This is a genomic window from Oculatella sp. LEGE 06141 (assembly GCF_015207605.1).
GTDB lineage: Bacteria > Cyanobacteriota > Cyanobacteriia > Elainellales > Elainellaceae > Oculatella.
Window position 1 is genome coordinate 65,989 of the sequence record NZ_JADEWO010000014.1, and the last position, 20,281, is coordinate 86,269.

At 45.8% G+C, this 20,281-nt stretch carries 17 protein-coding genes; 10 read left to right on the forward strand and 7 right to left on the reverse strand.

Annotated elements, in window-relative coordinates:
* Positions 1-120 precede the first annotated feature (120 nt).
* The 5 genes from IQ268_RS12290 to IQ268_RS12310 all read left to right on the forward strand — a co-directional run bounded on the left by IQ268_RS12290 (position 121) and on the right by IQ268_RS12310 (position 8,757).
* A complete protein-coding gene (locus tag IQ268_RS12290) occupies positions 121-795 on the forward strand; it encodes a hypothetical protein (protein ID WP_193878934.1) in 675 nt (224 codons plus the stop codon).
* Positions 796-798: 3 nt separating this feature from the next.
* Positions 799-2,676 carry a bifunctional 3'-5' exonuclease/DNA polymerase gene (locus IQ268_RS12295; protein WP_228035300.1) on the forward strand — a complete coding sequence of 626 codons (1,878 nt, stop codon included), beginning with the start codon at positions 799-801 and terminating at the stop codon, positions 2,674-2,676.
* A 138-nt stretch (positions 2,677-2,814) separates the two neighbouring features.
* The gene (locus IQ268_RS12300; RefSeq protein ID WP_193878936.1) at positions 2,815-3,135 is read left to right on the forward strand and encodes a hypothetical protein; all 321 of its coding nucleotides are present in this window, start codon (positions 2,815-2,817) and stop codon (positions 3,133-3,135) included.
* A gap of 435 nt (positions 3,136-3,570) precedes the next feature.
* Positions 3,571-4,968 carry an ATP-binding protein gene (locus tag IQ268_RS12305; RefSeq protein WP_193878938.1) on the forward strand — a complete coding sequence of 466 codons (1,398 nt, stop codon included), beginning with the start codon at positions 3,571-3,573 and terminating at the stop codon, positions 4,966-4,968.
* 3 nt (positions 4,969-4,971) lie between these two features.
* Entirely contained in the window at positions 4,972-8,757 is a 3,786-nt protein-coding gene (locus tag IQ268_RS12310) for an ATP-binding protein (protein WP_193878940.1), read from the forward strand.
* 48 nt (positions 8,758-8,805) lie between these two features.
* Here IQ268_RS12310 and IQ268_RS12315 read toward each other — a convergent pair whose 3' ends face one another.
* Entirely contained in the window at positions 8,806-10,365 is a 1,560-nt protein-coding gene (locus IQ268_RS12315; protein WP_193878941.1) for an AAA family ATPase, read from the reverse strand.
* 160 nt (positions 10,366-10,525) lie between these two features.
* Here IQ268_RS12315 and IQ268_RS12320 point away from each other — a divergent pair, with 160 nt between their 5' ends.
* Together IQ268_RS12320 and IQ268_RS12325 are read left to right on the forward strand one after the other, a co-directional pair.
* Entirely contained in the window at positions 10,526-11,179 is a 654-nt protein-coding gene (locus IQ268_RS12320) for a primosomal protein (protein WP_193878942.1), read from the forward strand.
* Between the two features lie 207 nt (positions 11,180-11,386).
* Positions 11,387-11,821 carry a hypothetical protein gene (locus tag IQ268_RS12325; RefSeq protein ID WP_193878943.1) on the forward strand — a complete coding sequence of 145 codons (435 nt, stop codon included), beginning with the start codon at positions 11,387-11,389 and terminating at the stop codon, positions 11,819-11,821.
* A gap of 138 nt (positions 11,822-11,959) precedes the next feature.
* Here the strand turns inward: IQ268_RS12325 and IQ268_RS12330 are convergent, their stop codons facing one another.
* The 6 genes from IQ268_RS12330 to IQ268_RS12355 all read right to left on the reverse strand — a co-directional run bounded on the left by IQ268_RS12330 (position 11,960) and on the right by IQ268_RS12355 (position 16,908).
* The gene (locus tag IQ268_RS12330; RefSeq protein ID WP_193878944.1) at positions 11,960-13,018 is read right to left on the reverse strand and encodes a YhcG family protein; all 1,059 of its coding nucleotides are present in this window, start codon (positions 13,016-13,018) and stop codon (positions 11,960-11,962) included.
* Positions 13,019-13,185: 167 nt separating this feature from the next.
* A complete protein-coding gene (locus IQ268_RS12335) occupies positions 13,186-13,722 on the reverse strand; it encodes a hypothetical protein (RefSeq protein ID WP_193878945.1) in 537 nt (178 codons plus the stop codon).
* Between the two features lie 32 nt (positions 13,723-13,754).
* A complete protein-coding gene (locus IQ268_RS12340; protein WP_193878946.1) occupies positions 13,755-14,543 on the reverse strand; it encodes a DUF6753 family protein in 789 nt (262 codons plus the stop codon).
* A 14-nt stretch (positions 14,544-14,557) separates the two neighbouring features.
* Complete coding sequence (locus IQ268_RS12345) at positions 14,558-15,385, reverse strand: mobilization protein (protein WP_193878947.1); 828 nt, start codon at positions 15,383-15,385, stop codon at positions 14,558-14,560.
* Between the two features lie 9 nt (positions 15,386-15,394).
* A complete protein-coding gene (locus IQ268_RS12350; protein WP_193878948.1) occupies positions 15,395-15,781 on the reverse strand; it encodes a hypothetical protein in 387 nt (128 codons plus the stop codon).
* On the reverse strand, positions 15,778-16,908 hold the full coding sequence (locus IQ268_RS12355) for a ParM/StbA family protein (RefSeq protein ID WP_193878950.1): 1,131 nt from the start codon (positions 16,906-16,908) through the stop codon (positions 15,778-15,780). The genes IQ268_RS12350 and IQ268_RS12355 overlap by 4 nt, the downstream gene beginning before the upstream one ends.
* A gap of 505 nt (positions 16,909-17,413) precedes the next feature.
* Here IQ268_RS12355 and IQ268_RS12360 point away from each other — a divergent pair.
* The 3 genes from IQ268_RS12360 to IQ268_RS12370 all read left to right on the forward strand — a co-directional run bounded on the left by IQ268_RS12360 (position 17,414) and on the right by IQ268_RS12370 (position 20,121).
* A complete protein-coding gene (locus tag IQ268_RS12360; RefSeq protein ID WP_228035301.1) occupies positions 17,414-17,800 on the forward strand; it encodes a hypothetical protein in 387 nt (128 codons plus the stop codon).
* The gene (locus IQ268_RS12365) at positions 17,797-18,735 is read left to right on the forward strand and encodes a relaxase/mobilization nuclease domain-containing protein (protein ID WP_193878952.1); all 939 of its coding nucleotides are present in this window, start codon (positions 17,797-17,799) and stop codon (positions 18,733-18,735) included. The genes IQ268_RS12360 and IQ268_RS12365 overlap by 4 nt, the downstream gene beginning before the upstream one ends.
* Positions 18,736-18,810: 75 nt before the next feature.
* Entirely contained in the window at positions 18,811-20,121 is a 1,311-nt protein-coding gene (locus IQ268_RS12370; RefSeq protein WP_193878954.1) for a hypothetical protein, read from the forward strand.
* Positions 20,122-20,281 lie beyond the last annotated feature (160 nt).

A 20,281-nucleotide genomic window follows, 5' to 3' on the forward strand; every position in this document is an offset into this window, starting at 1 on the left:
TACGAAACGATATGCTTGCCAGCCTATAAAGCCAGACCTGGGAGTGACCTCAACCAGGTGGATAACAACGCTCCAGCCAATTGGCTGTTTGTAGGGACATTCCTACAGGAGGCTTGCGCTGTGGATCAACTGAGTTTTATTCCCGAAGAGTTGGTGCGAACCCTTCAACAAGGGAAAGATGCTGCTAACCCAGACACCCGTTGCTCATCTAGCACGCTGGAAATGTTGCGCCTTTTGGCATCCCTCGATGTTCCCAAAGAATTGCTAGCGTGCATGTTGGAAATGGCAGAGTTTTCCATCCATCATGTCCGTTATCTAGTAGGACCATTGGTATTACATCGAAGTCTGTGGGGTGATGCAACTCCAGGTTGGTTAAAGGTTGCCTGTGTGCAAGATCGGTTTGAACTCATCCTTTCCGAGTATGAACAGGAGCAAGTTGGAGACTACGCTACACCTACGGAAGTATTAGCTTATATGATGCTTGCCACGATGGAAGCGCCGATGCATCGAAATTATGTTGATCTCTATCTTTGGTCGGGAAATGAGGTCATGAAAAAACACAATCGGTTGCCCGAAAACGCAACCAGTTTTTATGAGTTGATTGGTGGGCATCCGATTGAATTCAGCACAGTCAAAAATGATTTTCAAGATCTGAGCCGATCAATTCGTCGAAGCGTGGTGAAGCACGCAGCTCAACAGGGATGGGGAAAGCGGCGCAATCGGAAAAAGGCAGAAGCAATCTCAGTTGACCCAGCTCAAGTATCCGATCAGCCAGAACAGGTCAGTTTGTTCTGAATCATGAGCAATGCCGGAGATGGTTGGTGCTACCGCCCCTGCAAGCTAGTCCTCCATCCATTTCCGATTATGCCTGCCTCCCAAACTCACCCTCATTTGAAAGATAGAACCTATCAACTGATTACGTCGGGGAAAGAACTTGAATCGGCACTACGTTGGCGTAGCCTCGTCGGAGGAGAATCGCTAGAACAGCCTCCCATGTTTGGATTAGACTGCGAGACAACAGGGTTAGATCCTCACATTCATACAATTCGGCTCATTCAGCTTGCAGTCCCCCATCAGCCAGTGATGCTCATTGATTTACCCCAGATTGCTCCCTGCGATCGCCACCCACTGCAACAGATCCTCTCCAGCCCTGTGCTTAAGATTACTCACAACGGCAAATTTGACTGGCAATTCCTTGCCCAGGCAGGACTCCAACCTGCTTCTCCCTTCTTCGATACACAACTTGCCTATCGAGTGCTGACAGCAGGACTGAAAACCAGTCTCTCGTTGCAGACGCTTGCTCAAAAGCTATTGAATATAGAGCTGGATAAAACCCAACAGGTCAGTGATTGGAGCCAGCCCCTAACTTCAAAACAGTTACAGTACGCGGCGTTGGATGCAGCAATTTTGTTAAAGTTATACCCGATTCTAGTCAAGAAGTTAGAGCGATCGCACCTCCTCAAAATTGCCCAACTGGAGTTTCACTGTATGCCTGCGGTAGCTCAGATGGAGCTGAATGGGATGTTGCTGGATCTCTCACGCTGGCAAACATTGGGGGCAAAGCTAGAGAGCGATCGGGATGCGGCACTTCATCAGCTCAGCCAACTCCGGATCGCTGGTAACGCTCAGATGTCCTTACTGCCGGAGATGACGGATACGATTAACCCAAACTCTCCCCAACAGGTGCTTGCAGCGCTTCAGGCATTTGGCATTCCAGTAAACTCGACCAATCAAAAGGAGCTGGTTCCCATGGCGAAACAATATCCTGTGATCCGAGCGTTGTTGGATTACCGCCACCTTTCCAAAATTACTGCTACTTTTGCCGATAGCCTGCCCAAGCATATCCATCCGGTGACAGGGAGGATTCACCCGACCTACTATCAGCTTGGAGCCAGGTCGGGTCGCTTCTCTTGCCGTAACCCGCCCCTGCAAACCATTCCTCGCAATGCCGCTGCTCGAAACTGTTTTGTCGCTGCACCGGGTTATCAGATAGTACAAGCGGACTATTCTCAGATTGAACTGAGGATTGTTGCCCGTTTGAGTGGCGATGCTCAGATGCAACGAGCCTATCGCAGGGGTGAGGATCTGCATCGGCTAACAGCAGCCCTCGTCACTGGCAAAGCGATCGACGCGGTGAGTGAGGAAGATCGTCGGCTTGCCAAAGCTATTAACTTTGGGCTGATCTATGGTATGGGTGCTGCCAAACTTCAGAGCTATGCTGAGACGAAGTATGGAGTCACTCTATCGTTGGAGGAGGCAAAGGCATTCCGGAAACGGTTCTTTGAAGCCTACACCGGAGTAGCAGGATGGCATGAGACGATTAAGCGCAGTTACATTCGGGGCATAAAGGAGAGCCGTACACTGGCAGGACGGCGGCGCAGGTGGGCGGATAAACCCAGGCTGGCAGAGCTGCTGAATCATCCAGTCCAGGGGTTAAATGCTGACATCACGAAATTGGCGTTAGTGAAACTCAACAAAGTGCTGGTAGAGACAGAAGCGAAGCTGATTTGCACAGTTCATGACGAAATCCTGCTGGAGTGTCTTGTTGCCGAAGCGAAGCACATCAGTTATCTCTTACATTGCTGCATGGTTGCAGCAGCTCGGAAGTTTCTGCGTCCGATCCCAGTGGTCGTGGACATCAAAGTTTCATCTAGTTGGGGTGGCGATGAGGCTTAGGGAATAGTTTTGCCTTTATGACGAGCCAAGTTTTCCCTAACCAAAAGCAGTACAGGTGAATCTGGACTTAGGGAATAAAAACAAGCTAAAGATCCCTAAGTATTCCCTAAGCAAATTTTGCGGACTCAGGGGTGGGAGATGCCAAAGCGGAGCAAAGCAGGGCGATTGATTCAGGAACTCCAAGATTGGAGTGATGAAGAGCTAGGGGATCTGGCTGAAATGATTCAGGGGCTATTGGAGTCACGGCGGGAGGAGGCAGAGGAGGAGAACCAGGAGACTCGTGAGGATGGCACACCGCTGGGGAAGCACGGGGGACGAGGGCATATTGAGCTGAAGATGATTCCTGACTCTAGGACGGGTAAGGCTTATGGGCCTTACCGTTATCTGCGCTACTGGGGCATAACGAAGAAGGGGACGATGGGGTTGAAAAGTGTGTATCTAGGTAAAGGTGACAGATGAAGCACTCCATTGATTGTTCCTTCATAAGATGGGAAAAAGGTACCTATAGGACCCAGGCAGACATTTTTCCAAAAAGACCGTTTAAGCAAGTTTAGAGAGAGGGACGTAAGTATTTTCAGATTTGTAAAACTCAGTACACGATCATAAAATATTTTACTTTATAAAGATATTTTTAAAGTTTCAACCTGATCAACCCCAAAACGGGTAGCTTGTACAGGATGGTTAATCTGCTTCGCTACCGATTCGTTCAAGATAGTTGTTCATTGCTTAATCACCATCTTAAAAATTTTGGTTTCTCAGAAGGAGTAGCAGTTTATACCATTCAAATATAGGCTCTTTCAAATTTTTGATGAGACGACTATAAAAACATAAACATATTTCCTGATCCTGTGCATAGAACAACGTAATTCTGTAGTGTCAAATTTCTACACCCCAATGACTTTACTGGAAGAATTCTTCAAAGCCACTAATCCTAACAAAACTTTGGTATATGCAAGCGAGCAAGATAGACAGTATTACATTGATTTTTCTGAAGTTCGAGGTGGTCGAGCTATTGAAAAGCTAAAGCGCAACATTGTCTCTCAACCAGATCTTCCAACTTGTAGGCTATTCACTGGACATATTGGATGTGGTAAGTCTACAGAGCTGCACCGACTAGAAGCTGAATTAGGCAAAGAAAATTTTTATACTATTTACTTCTCTGCCTCTCAAGGCTTAGAGAGCCTAGAAGATGTTGAGATTGGTGATGTTTTATTAACTATTGCTCAAATTGTGAGCAAAAATCTAGAGGAAGCGAAAGACATAAAAATCAGCTTACAACCAAAAGGGCTAAGAGATTTTCTAGAAAAAACCGCTAAACTTTTACTGACAGAAATAGAACTGAATGAAATAGGGTGGACGTTGCCCGGAGGAACTACTAGCGGGAATGCAAACCGCTCAGGAGACTTTTCCATTAGTGCTGGAATTTTCAAGCTTACTGGAAAAGCTAAAGTCGATAGATCATTTCGCGACAAGCTTAAAGCCTACGCAGGAGCACACAGAACTGAGATTGTTAGAGGAATTAACCAAGAAATTCTAAATCCAGCTGTTGAGCAGTTAAAACGTAATCCAAATAATAAAGCAGGTTTAGCCATTATTATTGATGGACTTGACCTTTTAAAGAATCCTCCAACTCAGCAAGCACAACTTTTTCTATCAGAAGAATTACGTCAGTTAGAGTGCCATGTAATCTACACAATTCCACTGGGGCTAATCTTCTCGAATAAAGGAAATGAATTGGCTCAAAGATATGGAGCAGATGCTACCGTGTTGCCTATGGTACCAGTCAAATCACGAAATGGTGACAAATATTCTAAAGGGATGCAACTAATGTACCGACTAGCATTAGCGAGGGCATTCCCAATTGAAGAGAAAGCTTGCGAATCGAAAGTATTAATTGAGCAACTTTTTGATTGTGAAGAGAGCTTAATACAGTTATGTCAAGTTAGTGGTGGACATATTCGTAAATTTCTACAGCTCCTAAATGAGTGGATAAATGAAGATTGGAATTTACCTCTTTCTCGTGAAGGCTTAAACCGTGTAGTTCAACACAATACTAACTCTTTGCTGAGACCAATTGACGATAATGAATGGAGTTTATTGCTTAATGTATATCAATCGAAGAAACCCGGTCAAGGTGATGACGAAAAAATGCGTGAATATCAAGCTTTGATTCATGACATGTTCATATATGAATACTATGGTGAGGATAGGCGATCCTGGTTTGATGTCAATCCTCTAATCATAGAATCCGAAGAGTTTCTAGAAAAGCTTGGGAAACTAAAGGAGCTTTAACTTATGAACAACCTATATCAGAGTGATGAAACAATTGAAGAATATAATCAAAAGTCATTAGAGAAGCTAACTAGGGCAATTCAAAGTAATTTACAGCAGTCTACTCTTATTCTAGTACGGTGTAATTTCACTAGTTTGCGCTCTCGTTTGATGTGTAATCTTCAAGAAAGGTTTTCAGGTTCACTTCAGGAACTAGTTCTAGATTATTCATCTTGTAATCTTTATCCTGCTATTGATAAACTTGCTCAGGAAAAACCTCAAGCAGTAATAGTTTCTGGTTTAGAATCAGTCAAATCTATTGAGCAGATACTAAAAACTATAAATCAAGCACGAGATAAATTTATCGAGGAGTTTCTATTTCCAGTTGTACTATGGGTTACTGATGAAGTGCAAGAAAAAATGCTTCGTGTAGCACCTGATTTCAATAGTCGAACTACAAGCATTGAATTCATTCCTAAAACTAATGAATTACTTCAATTTATCCAACCTGTCCAACGCATAGTTGATAATATCTTTTCCAAAGTCTTAGAGGGATCTACAAATAGAATTGGCTTTACAGACAAAAGTGTTGCATTAGATTTAAATGCTGACTCTTTGACCTACACTGAATTGAAACTAGTACATCAAGAACTTGAAAAACGTGCCATTAACCTAGAACTCACTCACCAGGCAAGTCTAGAGTTTTTGCTAGGTTACTTGGCAAGTTCAGCACAAACTTCCCAGCAGCATTATGAGAGGAGCTTAGCAATTTGGCAACAGAGTTGCAATCTAGATAAGCAAGGACTCGTACTTTATGACTTAGGATGTTTATACGTTTTGGAATTATGGTATCCAGCTTATACAAAAAGGCAAAAGGATCAACAGCAGAGCAACTTGGAGAATGCAAAGGACTATTTCCGTCAATGTATAGAGGTTTTAGAGCAAGCCGATCGCGACGATTTAATGGCTAAAATTATTAATGTTTTTGGAGAAGTTTTACGAAAACTTGAGAGGTGGGAAGAATTACAGATCCTTGCTGAAAAAGCATTGATTATCCACCAGCGTTATGATGAAAAATTTAGATTAGCAAGGGCTAATGGATTTTTAGCAGAAGTATTCAATTTTAAAGCCAAAAATAATATTGTGGAAGCCCAAAAGCATGATGAAAAGGGCAACATAAGATTTGCAAAAAATGATAAAAAATCAGCTGAGGATTGCTTCCTTGCAATGGAAAAATATGCTGAAGAAGCTCGTTCTCTCTTAGAAATAGCATTGAGAACTGTGCCTACTTCTAGTACCGCTGATGATAATGGGCAGCGAGTTGGTTTAGATATTGAATACTCGTTCTATCAAAGCCTGTACCTCTTTTTGCTGGCAGAGGCGCAAAGAAATACTAAGAAGGATGATAAAAGCTTAGACAATTTAGCGAAAGCGTTTCAATACATAGATGATAAGCGCCATTATGGTCCAGAACTTTGTATCCAGATTTTAAATTCACTGCATAGTGGTTACTTTAAGATAGGAGACTACAAAACCGCTTTTGAGTATAAGCAGAAGCGTAGTTCGGTTGAGCAAGAATTTGGCTTACGTCCTTTTACTGGCGCAAGTCAGTTGCAACCTAGGCAGATGGTTGAATTGACTGGCAGTTCTGGTAAGCCCCAAAAGGCGATCTCTCAAGAAATCATTGACTCAAAGAGAGACATAAAAATCACTGACTTGGTTGAACGTATTATTAGTGGAAGCGTGAAAATCACAGTTGTTTATGGACAAACAGGCGTAGGTAAAAGTTCAATACTACGAGCTGGATTAGTTCCTGCCCTTCAATATAAGACTCTTCGCAGTTTAGTAGGAGAAGATTTTCGGAACAAGCCAGACATTGCTCGTGATAGCCTACCTATCTTACATTCATCATCAGCTACGGACTGTTTGAGAAATATTGGTAGAACCTTGAAAGAGGAACTAGAACATCGAGAAATCAAACCTGTTGCAGATTTAGATTCGCCAAGCCTGAGCCAACAAGAGTTGAGCACTAATATTCTTAAACAGTTGATTCAGAATGGTGAAAAGCACAATTTACTGACTGTCCTGATTTTCGATCAGTTTGAAGATCTTCTCTTGATTTACCAGGATGATCAGAACCTTCAAACTCTACAAAGTTCAAATGAATTTCCTCAAGTTTTTGGGAATTTCTTGAAGGAGTGTTTAGAGCAAAAGTATCACCATGTAAGAGTCGTTATTGCAATACAAGAAAACTACCTGCACTATCTTCCAAGACTTGGTCGTCTTAAGTATCTTGAAGGTATCAATAATGATATATTGAAGCTAGAGCGACTTTACCATTTAGAGGATTTTACGAGGGAAGAAGCTGGGCACTTAATTAAGAATTTGTCAGAACATAATCAATTCCCTCTTCAGAATGATTTAGTTGATGTATTAACAGGAGATTTAGTTGGGATCTCAGGTAGAGTGCGTCCCATTGAATTGCAAATATTAGGTACCCAATTACAAGCAAAAAAAATTGATAATTTAGAGGATTATAAAAATTATGGCAAAGAAAAACTGCTTAATCAATATATAGATGAGGTAATTTCAGATTGCGGTCCTAAATGTGAACAATTAGCGAAAGAGTGTCTATATTTGCTTACGGAGTCCAATAATGTTCGTCCTCTTAGGACTGGTGATGATTTAAGGAAAGAAATTGTTATAACTGAATATCAAGCTGAAGATTTTGATTCAGTCATTTCAATTCTCGTAGGATCAGGTTTAGTGCTCTTATTGCAAGAGAATTTGGAGAGACAATATCAGCTAGCTCATGACTATTTCCTATCTATTGTTCGTACACATTTAGAGTCTAAAGTATCTAAAGAAACAAAGCTGACTAAACGGCAACTTATACGCAAACGTGAGCTTGATAATGAGTGGTGGCTTCCAAACCCGATAGAGCCATTTTCTCAGTCAGTAGAATCAATTTCTTCTAAAATTTATGAACATTTGATTGAATGGATTTCTCAAGACTCCTCTTATATGGAATCTCAAGCTCAAAAGCTAGAGGAGTTTATTGTCAATAGTAAAAAGATTTTAGAAGAAATAGAGAGTTCCAAAACTTGGGGCATTTCACAAGTTTCTGAAACGATTCAGTGGTTTTCACAATTAGCGAGTCTAAGGCTAGATCCTTTAGCACATTGGATCAATAGTTTTACAGATGATCTTTTCTCTAAGGGAATTTCAAAAATTGCTGAATTTCATGTTGAGAAACTTCGCAACCAGATAGAGAAAACTGACAGAGGACTAGCTAAGGAAGTGGTTGTTTACTCATCAATCATTGATGCTATTGGAGGTGCTGTAACTGGATTAGGAAGTATAGAGAGTGTTCTAATTACCGCTCCTATAGATACTTTAAAGGCTTTGACAATTCAAGTATATATTGTTTGTCTCGTGGCTCATGTTTATAAGAAAAACCCCACTAAGAATGATGTTTTTGTAATTCTGTTTAGTTCCGACGAACAAGTGTTAGAACTATTTTCTGGAATAGCTCCAGGTAGAGCCTTTGGAAACAAGGTAAAGAGTGGAATTGCAAGAGAAGGATTGCAAAGAATAATTCAAAATGCAGCAGAAAATGTACTTAAGAATCTTTTAGGTAAACTTATAGATAAATCCGTTAGAAAATTTCTTGAAAAGATAGTTCCATTTGTTTTTGGGGCAACCCTTGGAGCTAGTGTGTGCTGGTGGGAAACAACACAGATAGGGAAGCGGGCAATTCTGTATTATGAATTAATGGGTGATAGGGTTGATACAGATCTAGCTTCTTGATGCGAAGTTGCTAATAATTTGCAAAATATGAGAGTTCTCGTTTCTTCTTCACTCAAACAACTCTCGATAGGCATAAGCAAATCTCGATCGATCACTCCCGCTCGCAGGTCTTGCATACGTCGCCAAATTCCGAATTGCCTGCATCTGTTCTGATTCCCGTTCCATTGCTGGAGTAAACTGCTGCCGCTGCCCCAACAAAGCCTCCAGTTCAATTTGCCCTGGTCTACCCTGGTAAAACGCTTCCTCAGCACAACGCCGCACCGCTTTTCCAATTTCAGCAGGGGTACAAATTCGGTACTCCGTCAACAGTCTACGCCACTGGTCATCAGTCCAGGGAGATTGACCATTCCCTCGAAACGCTGCAAAGTACTTTGCCAGATGCAGATTGAACACCTCATACCTGGCTCCCTCATGGGGCAGATCGATAAAGAAAATGTCATCAAACCGACGTACCAGTTCGGGTGGTAGCATTCCCAGACGATTGACGGTCGCGATCGTGTAGATCGGTTCCTGGTGTTCCTGCATCCAGGTCAGCAAAGCCGCCGAAAGACGACGGGCGGTCCCACCATCAGCATTTGAGTCCCAGCCTGCAAAACCCTTGTCAAAGTCATCCCAATAGAGGACACAAGGAGCCAGAGACGTGACCACCGCAATAAACTCCTTCAAGGCGCGATCGGGGTTTGGGCTACTCAAGAGAATGCCCCAATTTGCCGCCAGCAAAGGTAAACCCATCTTCTTAGCTGCCAGTTTGGCAGAGAGACTTTTGCCTGTGCCGGGTGGTCCCCACAGCACCATACCCGTGGGTAAGCTCAGCCCATATTGTTGAGCTTCGGGTCGAAGCAGAGAAGCGATCGCTTCCAATCGGCGCTCCAATAAATCCAATCCAGCAGCACTGGGTACATCTGGTTCTGCGATGTACTCCAGCCCACGTCCCCGCAGCTTGTTGATCTTGTGCTCTAAAATCAGTTGAACTAGTTGCTCAGGGGTATTCGCAAACGTCAGCAGCCTGCCCAGCACCATTTCAATCTCACCCATTGGCAACCCCTGACAGGCCGCGATCAATCGTTGTTGAGCTTCAGAGTCATCCTTGCCCAACCAGGTATGCTGGTTACAGAACCGAGTCACGATTGCTTCTACCTGTTGGCGATCAGGCATTGCATGAGACAGCACTGGAATAAAGGGTTGCAGTTCCAGAGGCAGTTGAACGTAGGTTTCCAGCAAGACCCAATAATGGGACAGCGGGTTCCACAGCGCCTGGTGGCAAGCATTCAAGAGTTGGTAGCAACGTTGCTGGCTAATCTCCGACACAGTGCTATTCAAAACCCCTTCCAGAAGATAAATGCCTGGTTCCGGCTGGTCTAGCAAGGATTGGAGGATATCTTGCTCTATCGTTTGCGTTGTAGATTGCAGAATCGTTTGTCCTTGAGGTGCTATCAACTGCTGAAGTGTTGAGAAACCAGGGTTCCAAACATAAACTGGCAGCGATCGCGCCTCACCCCAGTGATAAAACTGGCTCAACACCGCCATCCGATCCGGAGTCTGATATTCCAGCGCCACGATCGGAGCGTTCTGCTCGATCAGTTTTATCCAATCCTGCAACGGTTGCATGAGCTAAAGCTGTAAGGGTTCTCACTGTTTCTAGCGAACTGGGCTTCATTCAGTCCTCAACCAAGTGGACATTTCTAAAATGACTGATCATACTTCCAATGGAGGGAAATGCCGCTAATGCGGCGAGGGAGTGAAATCCTCAAATTTGGGAGTTTATGAAATGGCGACGACTACAAAACCTCGCACCCCCAACGGCACTCGCAACGGTGCTACCTCCAAAACGGCTAAACCTAACGGTACAGCCTCAGCTACCAAAGCCAAAGCACCAACGGTTGATGGACCGCCGGAAACTAACGCATCAGCATTGCTCAAAGAATTGCGGAACTTGGTATTCAAGGAGTACGGCGTGAAGCTGCAACTCCGGGATGCTCGTGTCTCTACCAAAATTGGGCATGCGACTCGCGAAAAGCTTGGGCTTGACATTGCCGCTCAGGTGAAGAAGAAGGGTGGTAATAAAAAGTTCGACTGGCAGCGATGGAATACGAAGGTGTTCCCGCGACTGTTCGGACAACCCGATGCGCTGAAGTACGCGCCAGAAGTGGTGGCGATCCTTATGAGCCTTCTGTATGACACCATTCGTACTGATCCAGAGCAAGCTGTTACAGACCTGGTGGAATTCAACCGGGCATCCCTGGAACGTCGCAATTCATTCCAGGCTGAACAGGATGACGACTTGGACGATTTGGATGATGAACTGGACGATGACTTGGATGATGATCTCAGTGATGACTTGGATCACGAAGCAAGTGATGAACTGGACGATGATTTGGATGACGAGTTAGACGAGGATCTAGACGAAGAAGAGGACGAATAACACATTCAGCTTCATTCACTGCCTGATTGCTTGCCCTGCATTAGTTCGGCTGATGCAGGGTTCTTTTTTCCCGCCCACCTCCCTCGTACGCTGAAGCTAAAGGCAGTAACAACTGCGGAAGGAATGAAAGCTCGGACTGCACGAAGCAGGCATCTGTCGATGCGATCGCTGTGAGAAATCCAACTCATTCATAAAGGAGCAATTCTCATGGTTACTGCAACAGCAACACGCAAAGCTGCAAAAAACACTGCACGCAAGGAACCGAAGCACACTCCCGCTTTGCAACGGGTAATTCCCTATCAAGAGAAAGTTCGACTGATGGTGATTGAAGTGCTACGGGAGGAGTCTGGACGAGAGCTGGCAGCATCCGCTCGTTTCACCGGACAGGAGTTCGATTGGGAACAGCACAACGCCCAGTTCCGTAAGGACTATGCCGAAACCTTACTCCGGGATCTGTTGACCTATGCTCGCAAGCTCTATGGATTGCAAAATCTGGATGAAGTGCGCGATCGCCGTGCTGCCCACAAAGCAACCCGCACGGGACGCTTGAATGCGCTCAACGGCTTGAGTACAACGGATGACTTGGATACGGATGAAGAGTTTGAAGTTGATCTGGAAGAGGACATCAACCTGGATGACTAATTCTTGAGCAGGTTCAGAGGCTACCACTCAAACCCCGGCGATGAGTCGGGGTTTTTCATTACCGCCCGCCCACCCGCGTAGAATAGGGTTTAACCATTGTCCAAGCGATCTTGGACAATTAATTTATTCCTAAAAAATTTATTCACCCAGATCTGTAGGGTCTGCGATTGCCTCTGCTACCAGAGCATTTAGCTCCATCTCTAGCTGCTCAATACTGGGCAAACTTCTCTGTAATGGTTCTGGTAACGTGTCCTTCAGTCGGTAGGTTGCCACTCCTACCGGGTGTTGGATGTACCGCAATGCATATTCTACTGTTGCCTTATTTTTAGACTTGCACAAGACAATCCCAATTGTCGGATTATCTATCTCACTCCGCAGCAAATCATCCACAGCGGCAATGTAGAAGCTCATCTTGCCTGAAAATTCAGGTTCAAACTCAACCATCTTCAGGTCAATCACCACATAGCAGTGTAGTTTGACGTGGTAGAAGAGCAGGTCGAGTTTATATTCCTTGCCGCCGACCTCAAGCGAATACTGGCTACCTAGGAAGGAAAAGCCCACACCCAGTTCCAGCAAAAAATCTCGAATCCGATCCACCAGTGCCCGTTCAAAATCTCGCTCTTGCGCGGCTTCTGCCAGTTCCAGAAACTCAAAATTGTAGGGACTTTTCAGGATCTGGCGGGCTAAGTCTGACTGGCTTTGAGGTAGCGTATGGTCAAAATTATTAACGGCATTCCCCACTCGCTGATGCAAACCGCTCTCAATCTGATGTACCAGGGCACTGCGGCTCCAGCCATGTTCGATTGTCTTTTGGGCGTACCACAGCCGTTCCTCGTTGCCTTTGAGCTTATCCAACAGTGCAATGTTGTGATACCAGGTAATTTGACCCATGACTGCCTGAATCACCGTTTCATCAGGAAAGGCTTGGGCAAAGGCTCTCATATAGAGCAGATTAGAGCGGGAGAACCCCTTAATCTCTGGAAAAGCGTGTTTTAGGTCTTTGGAGAGGCGTTCAATGACTTTGGCTCCCCACCCTTCCTGCTGCTGCTTGGCAAGAATAGCACGCCCAATCCTCCAGTACAGAGTCACGAGTTCCCGGTTGACTGCGGTCGCTGCCCGCAGTTGAGCACTCTGAATCCATTCTTTGAGGTCATCCAGAAAGCGATCGTAGCTATCTGAAGACAGGTTGCTTGCCATTCCTTTCGCAAACCAGTACAGGGAGTCTAATCCAGACCTTACTATACCTTGCAATTGGGTGAATTGCTTGTCTAGAGAAAGGGGATGAACAACGGCAGGGGATCATTCAGCTCTTAATTGTCCAAGCGCTCTTGGACGATTGGCAAACCCATCCATCGTATCGGATGTTAACTAGCCGGGGCAGGTTCGCAGCCAACACCACCGAAGGTTGGAACACTTGAATTTGAAAGCCTTCCAGTGACCAATTCATGAACTTGCTGATTTGAAAGTTGAGTAGGTTTTACCTCGATCGTGGTTTTTCCACCCCGGTTAACCTGGATAATCGTGTCTGCCCAGTAAAATTGTTCTTGTGAAGGTTGTGAGTATGCTGGGTAGCAGCCTTTTGAGGCGATCGCGACTTTATGCTGTACGGCGGACACTGATGGCAGAGTAACTCCAGCCCGAACCAGCTTCGCTTCTCCGACTGGACCCCAAAGCTGAAGTTGAGTCGTGATGCAGCGTTTTCCATCTTTCAGAGGAGCAATAATGTTACCGCATACCTGGACATCTACATTATAGAGCGGCGGATATTCTGGAATGGAAAAATTTTGCGCTTGAGTGGCTTCAGTTCCGCCTCCTGTTGCTGTGCGAGGAGCGCAACTAACGGCAAGCAACCCCGCCAAAGTCACAACTGTCCAGTATTGAGTAGTTTTACAAGTCCACATTGGTAAATTCCCCTCGAACTTTGAATAAACGCTTAGTTTCCTTGAACGGGTGCAAATTCGCGTTGATTAGGAGGCTGAACCCATAACGTGCAGAATCCGGCAGTCGCTTTTCGATTAGGCAGCATCTCCAGAGTGACACCCAAGCGCTTAACCTCATTGGCGCAAACAAGCTGACCATTGCGATCGCGGCTCAACAAGTCCTGATTCCAGTTCATCAGCTTTCGAGAAAATTGACCCTCAGCACTGGTTGCCCAGTCTAAAGCCTTGGCTTGCTCTAATGTCAATTGTCGGGTTCCGGTAGGGTCGAGGGGGCGACTGGCTTGATACCAGGAAAGTCCGGCAATGCCCAAGAATCCTCCCAATCCGGCTGTAACCAGGAGCAATACCCCGGCTGCAATCAATGAGGGAACCGAGTGAATAGCCCGCTCAAACTCTGTGCGACGAATCAGGGCAGAGACGGTTTGGGCGATCGCCTTTTGGTGTCCCTTGATCGCCACCTTTTCGTAGGTCTGGAGCCGATCGTATAACTGCGTCTGCCACTGATCAAACATTGTCTCCATCTCTTGGGGACTGTCTTCTAACAACACTTCTAGCCTGCCAGTCGCAACCAGCATCAAGAAGGCTGGATCATCCGGGTCAATTCCCGTTTGTACGACAATTTCCCATACTCTGGCTTTGAAAGCATCATCCTTACCGCGAATTGCCAGATCGAGCAGGGTCGGGTAGGGAATTCGATTTAGACCTTTGCCTCTGGCAGCCATCGATTCCAGGAATTGATCATCCAGATCTAGAGGTTCTTCTATTTGGCGGGGATTGCTCATAAGCCTTACCTCCCTTAGCTTGAACGTTTGCTATTGCGAGATTTGGAGCCGCTTGTTGCTGGTTCAGCCGTTTTAATGTCAGCTTCTCCGGCTTCCACTGATGGTCCATCAGTCGCAGTTGGCTTTGAAGGACTGACTTCCGACTGCGAGAGTTTCCAGATGTTTGCCTGGTCGATCGCTTGATAAGCACTTTTGAGAAACGTATGGAGCCGCTGCTTTCCTAAAACGCCCAGATCACCGCTCTCCCTGCCTGCTGAAAAAGAAATTCGCTGGGCATCCAGGTGATCCCGCTCGCGATAGCTGAACTTGGGAAAATCGAGCACGGGAACCTTTTGCTTTGCCAGAAGTTGTTGTAGTTCTTCTCTACTATCCAGATGGGACCAGTCATCACACAGTCCCCAGTTGCGGACAAAAACATGCTGCACTTTGCCATCAAACTGCTTCAAAGATTGGATGAAAAGCTGCACACTGTCATAGCCGCCAGTGCAGATAAACCACTTACAGATACTGACCCCATGCTGCGTTCCCATCTCCAGCACCCCGTTGCGCTCAATCCAATCGGTAACGGCTGGAAAGACCTGAGCGGGAAGATTAACAATCACTGGAGTTTTGATCGCCAGGTCAAAAATGCGATCGGCATCGTAGGCTTTGCGTTCAGCTTCACTAAAGACGGCTCGCTCACACCCTTCAGGGTAGACTTCACCCACATCAGGATTACTGCGATCGGCTTCTACCAACACATAGGGAAGCTGGCGATCGATGCAATATTGCACCATTACGCGAGCAAACAAAGACTTACCGACACCGCCCTTTTCACCATCAATGAAATGAATGATTGCCATTGCACTCTCCTATTGCCACATTGTTCGGGTTGCTCGATCAGCAGTCTTGATGCTGCCATTTTGGCGATCGCCATTGGTATATTCGATTGTTGAGGATTCAGCAGATGGAATCGGCAGTTGCAAACATTCCCGGATATAGTCTGCCTGACGTTCCAAAGCGCGACAGCAGCTCAATCCCAGTTGGCGTAGTTCTTCTTGGCTCAACAGACCTTCTGCCTGACGAGCGGCTACCATCCAAAAAGCTCTGGCGGACTCTAACATCAACTCTTTGCCCTGCCTCACGCCATCACCTCTCTTCAAAAATGCTGTCAGTACACCGTCTGGAGTGTCGGTGTATGGCGAATAGCGAAAGCTGAAATCTTCGCGTTTGCGGGAGGTCTGAGTAATTTCGTTCATGCGACCTCCGCCAACTGCTCAACAAAGTCGCAGTACATGCCAAAAACGTCAATCAGACGAAAGGATAGTGCCTCAGCATCTGGACGGTTCGAGCGATAATCCAGTCCTACCAGGTCTTGTAATCGTCGCTGAAGGTCAGTACCCCAATAAGTCGAGGTTCGACTGAAATAGTTCTCCAATTCATCATGGAGATAAAGAGCAGCTCCACCAGAAATAATCACCTCTGTGACATTCGGCAACATAGTGTCAAGCCAATCTTGCAAGCATGACCAGTACTCCTCTCTGGCAGTCAAAATAGCAGTGACAATTTGTTCGCGTTCTAGTTTTTGCTCTGTAGGCGATCGCGTCTTTACCAGATGTTGAAGTTGTGGATTATCAGGGGCGATCTGATTGCCAATACTATAGATTGCGCTCGTTAACGAATCAGCACTTTGACCAGAGGTACGGTTTAATACCTTATCTACCAGTTGATGAAAGCCCAAATCGGTGGTGTTACCGATCGCCAGCTTGCCCCGTTCAAAAAGCAATAGGCTGGTATTCCGATGCCCAAACATCAGCACAGCCAGTGTTTGTTGCTGGAACCACTCTGCCCCATTCTGCATGACCTGTGCCATTGCCAAGCCACCTCCCTCTGGGCGACACTCAAAGGCTGCTAACTTGACCTGAAGGCGTTCACCGCGAAAGCTGTAGTTTTTGAGCTGTTGTTTCAGGAGTTGCTGAAAGCGTTGAGCATTCTGGTATTCGCCGTAGGGTAACAGAGCAGAAATGGCAATAGAGAACTTACGAGGTAGATCCATGTGCTGGACGATTGCTCCTACGGCTGCCAGCACTTTATATAACGCCCGTTCGTATTTCACCTCATTCATCCGCACGGCTGCCAAAAACTGACGCGCTAAATAACCAACCACCTGACACTGCTGACTATCAACACATTGCAGCCAAACATCATCTTCAGGTCGAGTGATACCAAGACTTCCTCTGGTTCTTAAGTGGGCATCAATTGAACTCAAGCTGAGTTCAATCACTTCAGGCTCCATGAGCAGCAGTCGAGGTCTGCCATCCGCTAAGTTATAGATCACTTTACTGAGTGAGGAGCCTGGATCGAAAGTCAACGTGAGGTCAGACATCACGGGTTGATCAGTAATGGTTAACGTTCCCTCAACTTAGCGAGCACTGATTGAATACTCATCATCCATGTGGATAAAAAAGAGAACCCCGGCTTTCCTCTCCCGAAGGGGTTCACAATTTGCCACAGTTTCCCTCAATGGTTCGTCTCCATCCTCATTTGACCACCCGATTAAGGCGCTGAATTCCTAATAAGCTGGACTTATTGACACTCAATAACCTCAAATGTCCACAGCTTTATCGCAGCATTCCACCCATGAACCACATTCTTACAGCAGACTACAGTACCCGTTCAAAACCCAGGATGCAGAGCAAGCCATGTTGTAATGTATATTCATCTACTGGAATAAAAATAATGGTGTTATTGTAACACCCGTGAGTTTTGTTTGTTGTAAAAGGCTATTGCCCGATGCAGAAATCAAAAAGATAGCCGACTGGTAGATCACAAGTCAACGAAGGAACAGCAAAGCTAGAGAAGAATCTTCACCGTCTTCCTGATTGGCTGGCATGTCCTCGCAGAAACGTCCCATCAAGTTCCATATCTCCCTCAACGCTGAGGAGAAAGAGCAGGTGCGCTGTATGGCGACAGAGCACAACCTGACGATGGCAGAGTTGTTTCGTGCCAAGACGTTGAAAAATCAGCTCCCCCGGCGTGTAACTCGAATTGCGGGTCTGACCTACTGGGAACTCACCAAAATTAGTGACAGCCTGAACCAAATTGCTAAGGCGATACTTGCTAACGCAAAGGCTAGCGCCAATACCACTGCGCCACTTCAAGCAACTCCGATCGTGGTCGATCAGGAGTTGTTGAATCAAACCAGAAGTCTCTTGAGCCAAATACGGCGAGAACTTACTGACCTGGAATTCATGACAGAGATTGAAGAGGAATCGTGATCGGCAAACAAATCAAAGGTCGGAGCTTCAGCAAATTGCTCAATTATCTGTTTGGCAAAGATGGAGCCAGTTTAATCGGTAGCAATATGGAGGAAACAACCCCGCGTGGTTTAGCAGCAGAGTTCCGGTTTTGCCAACAGTTAAACCCCAGGGTAAGTCGATCGGTCTACCACGCCTCCCTGAGTTTGCCCTATACCGAGCATCTGGAGGATGACACCTGGCACGATATTGCCCAGAAATATCTTCAGGCAATGGGCTTTGACATGAATCAGTATGTAGTTGTGCAGCATAGCGATCGCGCCCATGATCATGCTCACATTGTCGCCAGTCGGGTTCGGCTGGATGGAACAACCGTTTCCGATAGCTGGGATTATCGCCGGAGTGAAGTTGCTATCCGCCAGTTGGAACAGGATTATGGGTTGCAATCGCTCCACTCCCGCCAGGAAAAAACCAGCCGTAGCCCTACTACTGGAGAACAGCGATTACTGGAGCGGACTGGTGAGGCAAGTATTCGAGTGCAGCTTCAGCGATCGCTTGATCAAGCTACTCAATCTCCTATCACTATGCCTCAGCTAATTGAGCAGTTACAGCAAAACGGCATCACTGTTCGGATTCGCGATCGTCAAACTGGTGAAATAAAAGGTATCAGCTACGAATTAAATGATATTGCTTTCAGTGGCACTCATCTGGGCAAAGCCTATACCTTCAAAGGCTTGCAGAGATACCGAGGAGTGAACTATGACTCACATCGAGATGCGGAATTAATTAAAAAACTAGTAGAACAACCTGTTAATTCATCAACTACAGGTGAAATCAATGCAGACTCGTTAATGCAGGTATCGAATATCAAAGAGAACCAACGAGATGATAATGCAGCGAAACATCACCAAAAATCCAAATTACCAAAACAACGACAACGAGAGTTGGAACTTTGATAGTCAGGGCAGCTAACGCCACTCAGGAGTAACAATGCTCTTGGCTTAACTGCGATGAATGTCAATCTGCGACAAATGACAATTCAATTTCTCAGGCACATTGGCTTTGTGTCGGGTGCTAAAATTTGGTTACGAATTTCCTGGGATCTGCCTGTAGAAATTATTCCTGACAACTGGAACTGCTACTGGAAGAACAATCAACTGATCTACAGTCATTACATTTTTTGTGGCAGCATCACTCCCCAGGGCTTTACCCTTTACTGCTGCACTCAGGGTGGGCGCGATCGCCAGGGTAATACCTGCTGGCAGCTCACTCCCAAACGTTATGCAGATGGATGGGCACTTGCATTCAAGTTTTCCTATTTGGGTGCAAGCGTTAGTTTCTATCCCAACCAGCCTGATAAAGGGATTAGCAACAGCCATGTCAGGCAATGCCAGTGCCTGTTCTATGAAATTGATGATTTACCTCTGGCGAGCCAATACACTGTATTGGAAGAATTTAAGCACGCAACGGGATTGGAACCAGCAGCAGTTGCGTATACCGGGGGAAAATCCCTGCATGTATACTTTAAATGCACCATTGGGCTATCTCCAGAAAACTGGATCTGCCTGAATCGAAAGCTAGCGATCTTTCAAAATACTGACCCAGCAATCTGTAATTTGGCGCGTTCTATGCGGCTTCCAGGCATGGTTTGCAGGGAAGTAATAGATGGAGAGTTGAGCGGTGCTAGAGCAATCACATTGGAGGATTATTCCACGTTCCGATACGATCCTGAAATTCTGGAAGCTGCTCTGGATTCTACCGGGTTGTTTCCTTACGGATTATCGGATCAGCGATGGCGGAAGTGGGTACAACTGGTTCATCTGGCAAAAATGAATCATTTTGTTGACCCACACTCCGCATTGACTCAACCACCTGTTCCAGGGTCTCGCTCAACAGTGCTAAAGCATTGGAGAGTTAGAACCAGCCCTGCAAAAAGAGACAAGCACTTGTCTCTCAAACAACACCGCGTTAGCGGGATATCAATTCCGCTAACTATTTGCCTGACAAAGAGCGATCGCGCCCTCCTAAAGTACGGTGAGTTGAAAGGTAACCGTAACAACGCAGGCTACAAGCTGGCTCGGAACCTATTGGGAACCGCTGATCTGCTAACCCGACACCGGATCGTTTACCATCCAGATCCCCATCAACTCTTTGAGCGATACTGCTATCTCTGCACGCCTCCCCTGAATGATACTGAAGCCAATACCATCTGGCAAAGCGCTAGCAAAACTCCTGCCTTCGCCAGTCGTACCCTCGACTCCATTCTGACGAGTGTAAGTCAATGGCACTCTCACAAGCGTAGGAGCCGACGTACTCAGACCGGAAAGGTTAGCGCTCGTTAGCGTCCTCCAGTAGTGTTTGACTCCTGAAGGGCAAAGAACTGCAAGGAATATCAAAACACTGCTCCTTCTAGTTAAACATCGTAGTGTTTGACTTAGGGAATAAACTCTACCAAAAATCAAGAGTTTTGTTCCCTAAGTTAACCTCAGAGCTATCGCTCCA

Bases quoted from the DNA above. Each gene is read 5' to 3' on its own strand.
- IQ268_RS12340 (WP_193878946.1), bottom strand. From the start codon at position 14,543: ATGAGCAATCCCCGCCAAATAGAAGAACCTCTAGATCTGGATGATCAA.
- IQ268_RS12355 (WP_193878950.1), bottom strand. From the start codon at position 16,908: ATGTCTGACCTCACGTTGACTTTCGATCCAGGCTCCTCACTCAGTAAA.
- IQ268_RS12330 (WP_193878944.1), bottom strand. From the start codon at position 13,018: ATGGCAAGCAACCTGTCTTCAGATAGCTACGATCGCTTTCTGGATGAC.
- IQ268_RS12360 (WP_228035301.1), top strand. From the start codon at position 17,414: ATGTCCTCGCAGAAACGTCCCATCAAGTTCCATATCTCCCTCAACGCT.
- IQ268_RS12335 (WP_193878945.1), bottom strand. From the start codon at position 13,722: ATGTGGACTTGTAAAACTACTCAATACTGGACAGTTGTGACTTTGGCG.
- IQ268_RS12300 (WP_193878936.1), top strand. From the start codon at position 2,815: ATGCCAAAGCGGAGCAAAGCAGGGCGATTGATTCAGGAACTCCAAGAT.
- IQ268_RS12320 (WP_193878942.1), top strand. From the start codon at position 10,526: ATGGCGACGACTACAAAACCTCGCACCCCCAACGGCACTCGCAACGGT.
- IQ268_RS12305 (WP_193878938.1), top strand. From the start codon at position 3,571: ATGACTTTACTGGAAGAATTCTTCAAAGCCACTAATCCTAACAAAACT.
- IQ268_RS12350 (WP_193878948.1), bottom strand. From the start codon at position 15,781: ATGAACGAAATTACTCAGACCTCCCGCAAACGCGAAGATTTCAGCTTT.
- IQ268_RS12310 (WP_193878940.1), top strand. From the start codon at position 4,972: ATGAACAACCTATATCAGAGTGATGAAACAATTGAAGAATATAATCAA.
- IQ268_RS12315 (WP_193878941.1), bottom strand. From the start codon at position 10,365: ATGCAACCGTTGCAGGATTGGATAAAACTGATCGAGCAGAACGCTCCG.
- IQ268_RS12370 (WP_193878954.1), top strand. From the start codon at position 18,811: ATGACAATTCAATTTCTCAGGCACATTGGCTTTGTGTCGGGTGCTAAA.
- IQ268_RS12325 (WP_193878943.1), top strand. From the start codon at position 11,387: ATGGTTACTGCAACAGCAACACGCAAAGCTGCAAAAAACACTGCACGC.
- IQ268_RS12345 (WP_193878947.1), bottom strand. From the start codon at position 15,385: ATGGCAATCATTCATTTCATTGATGGTGAAAAGGGCGGTGTCGGTAAG.
- IQ268_RS12295 (WP_228035300.1), top strand. From the start codon at position 799: ATGAGCAATGCCGGAGATGGTTGGTGCTACCGCCCCTGCAAGCTAGTC.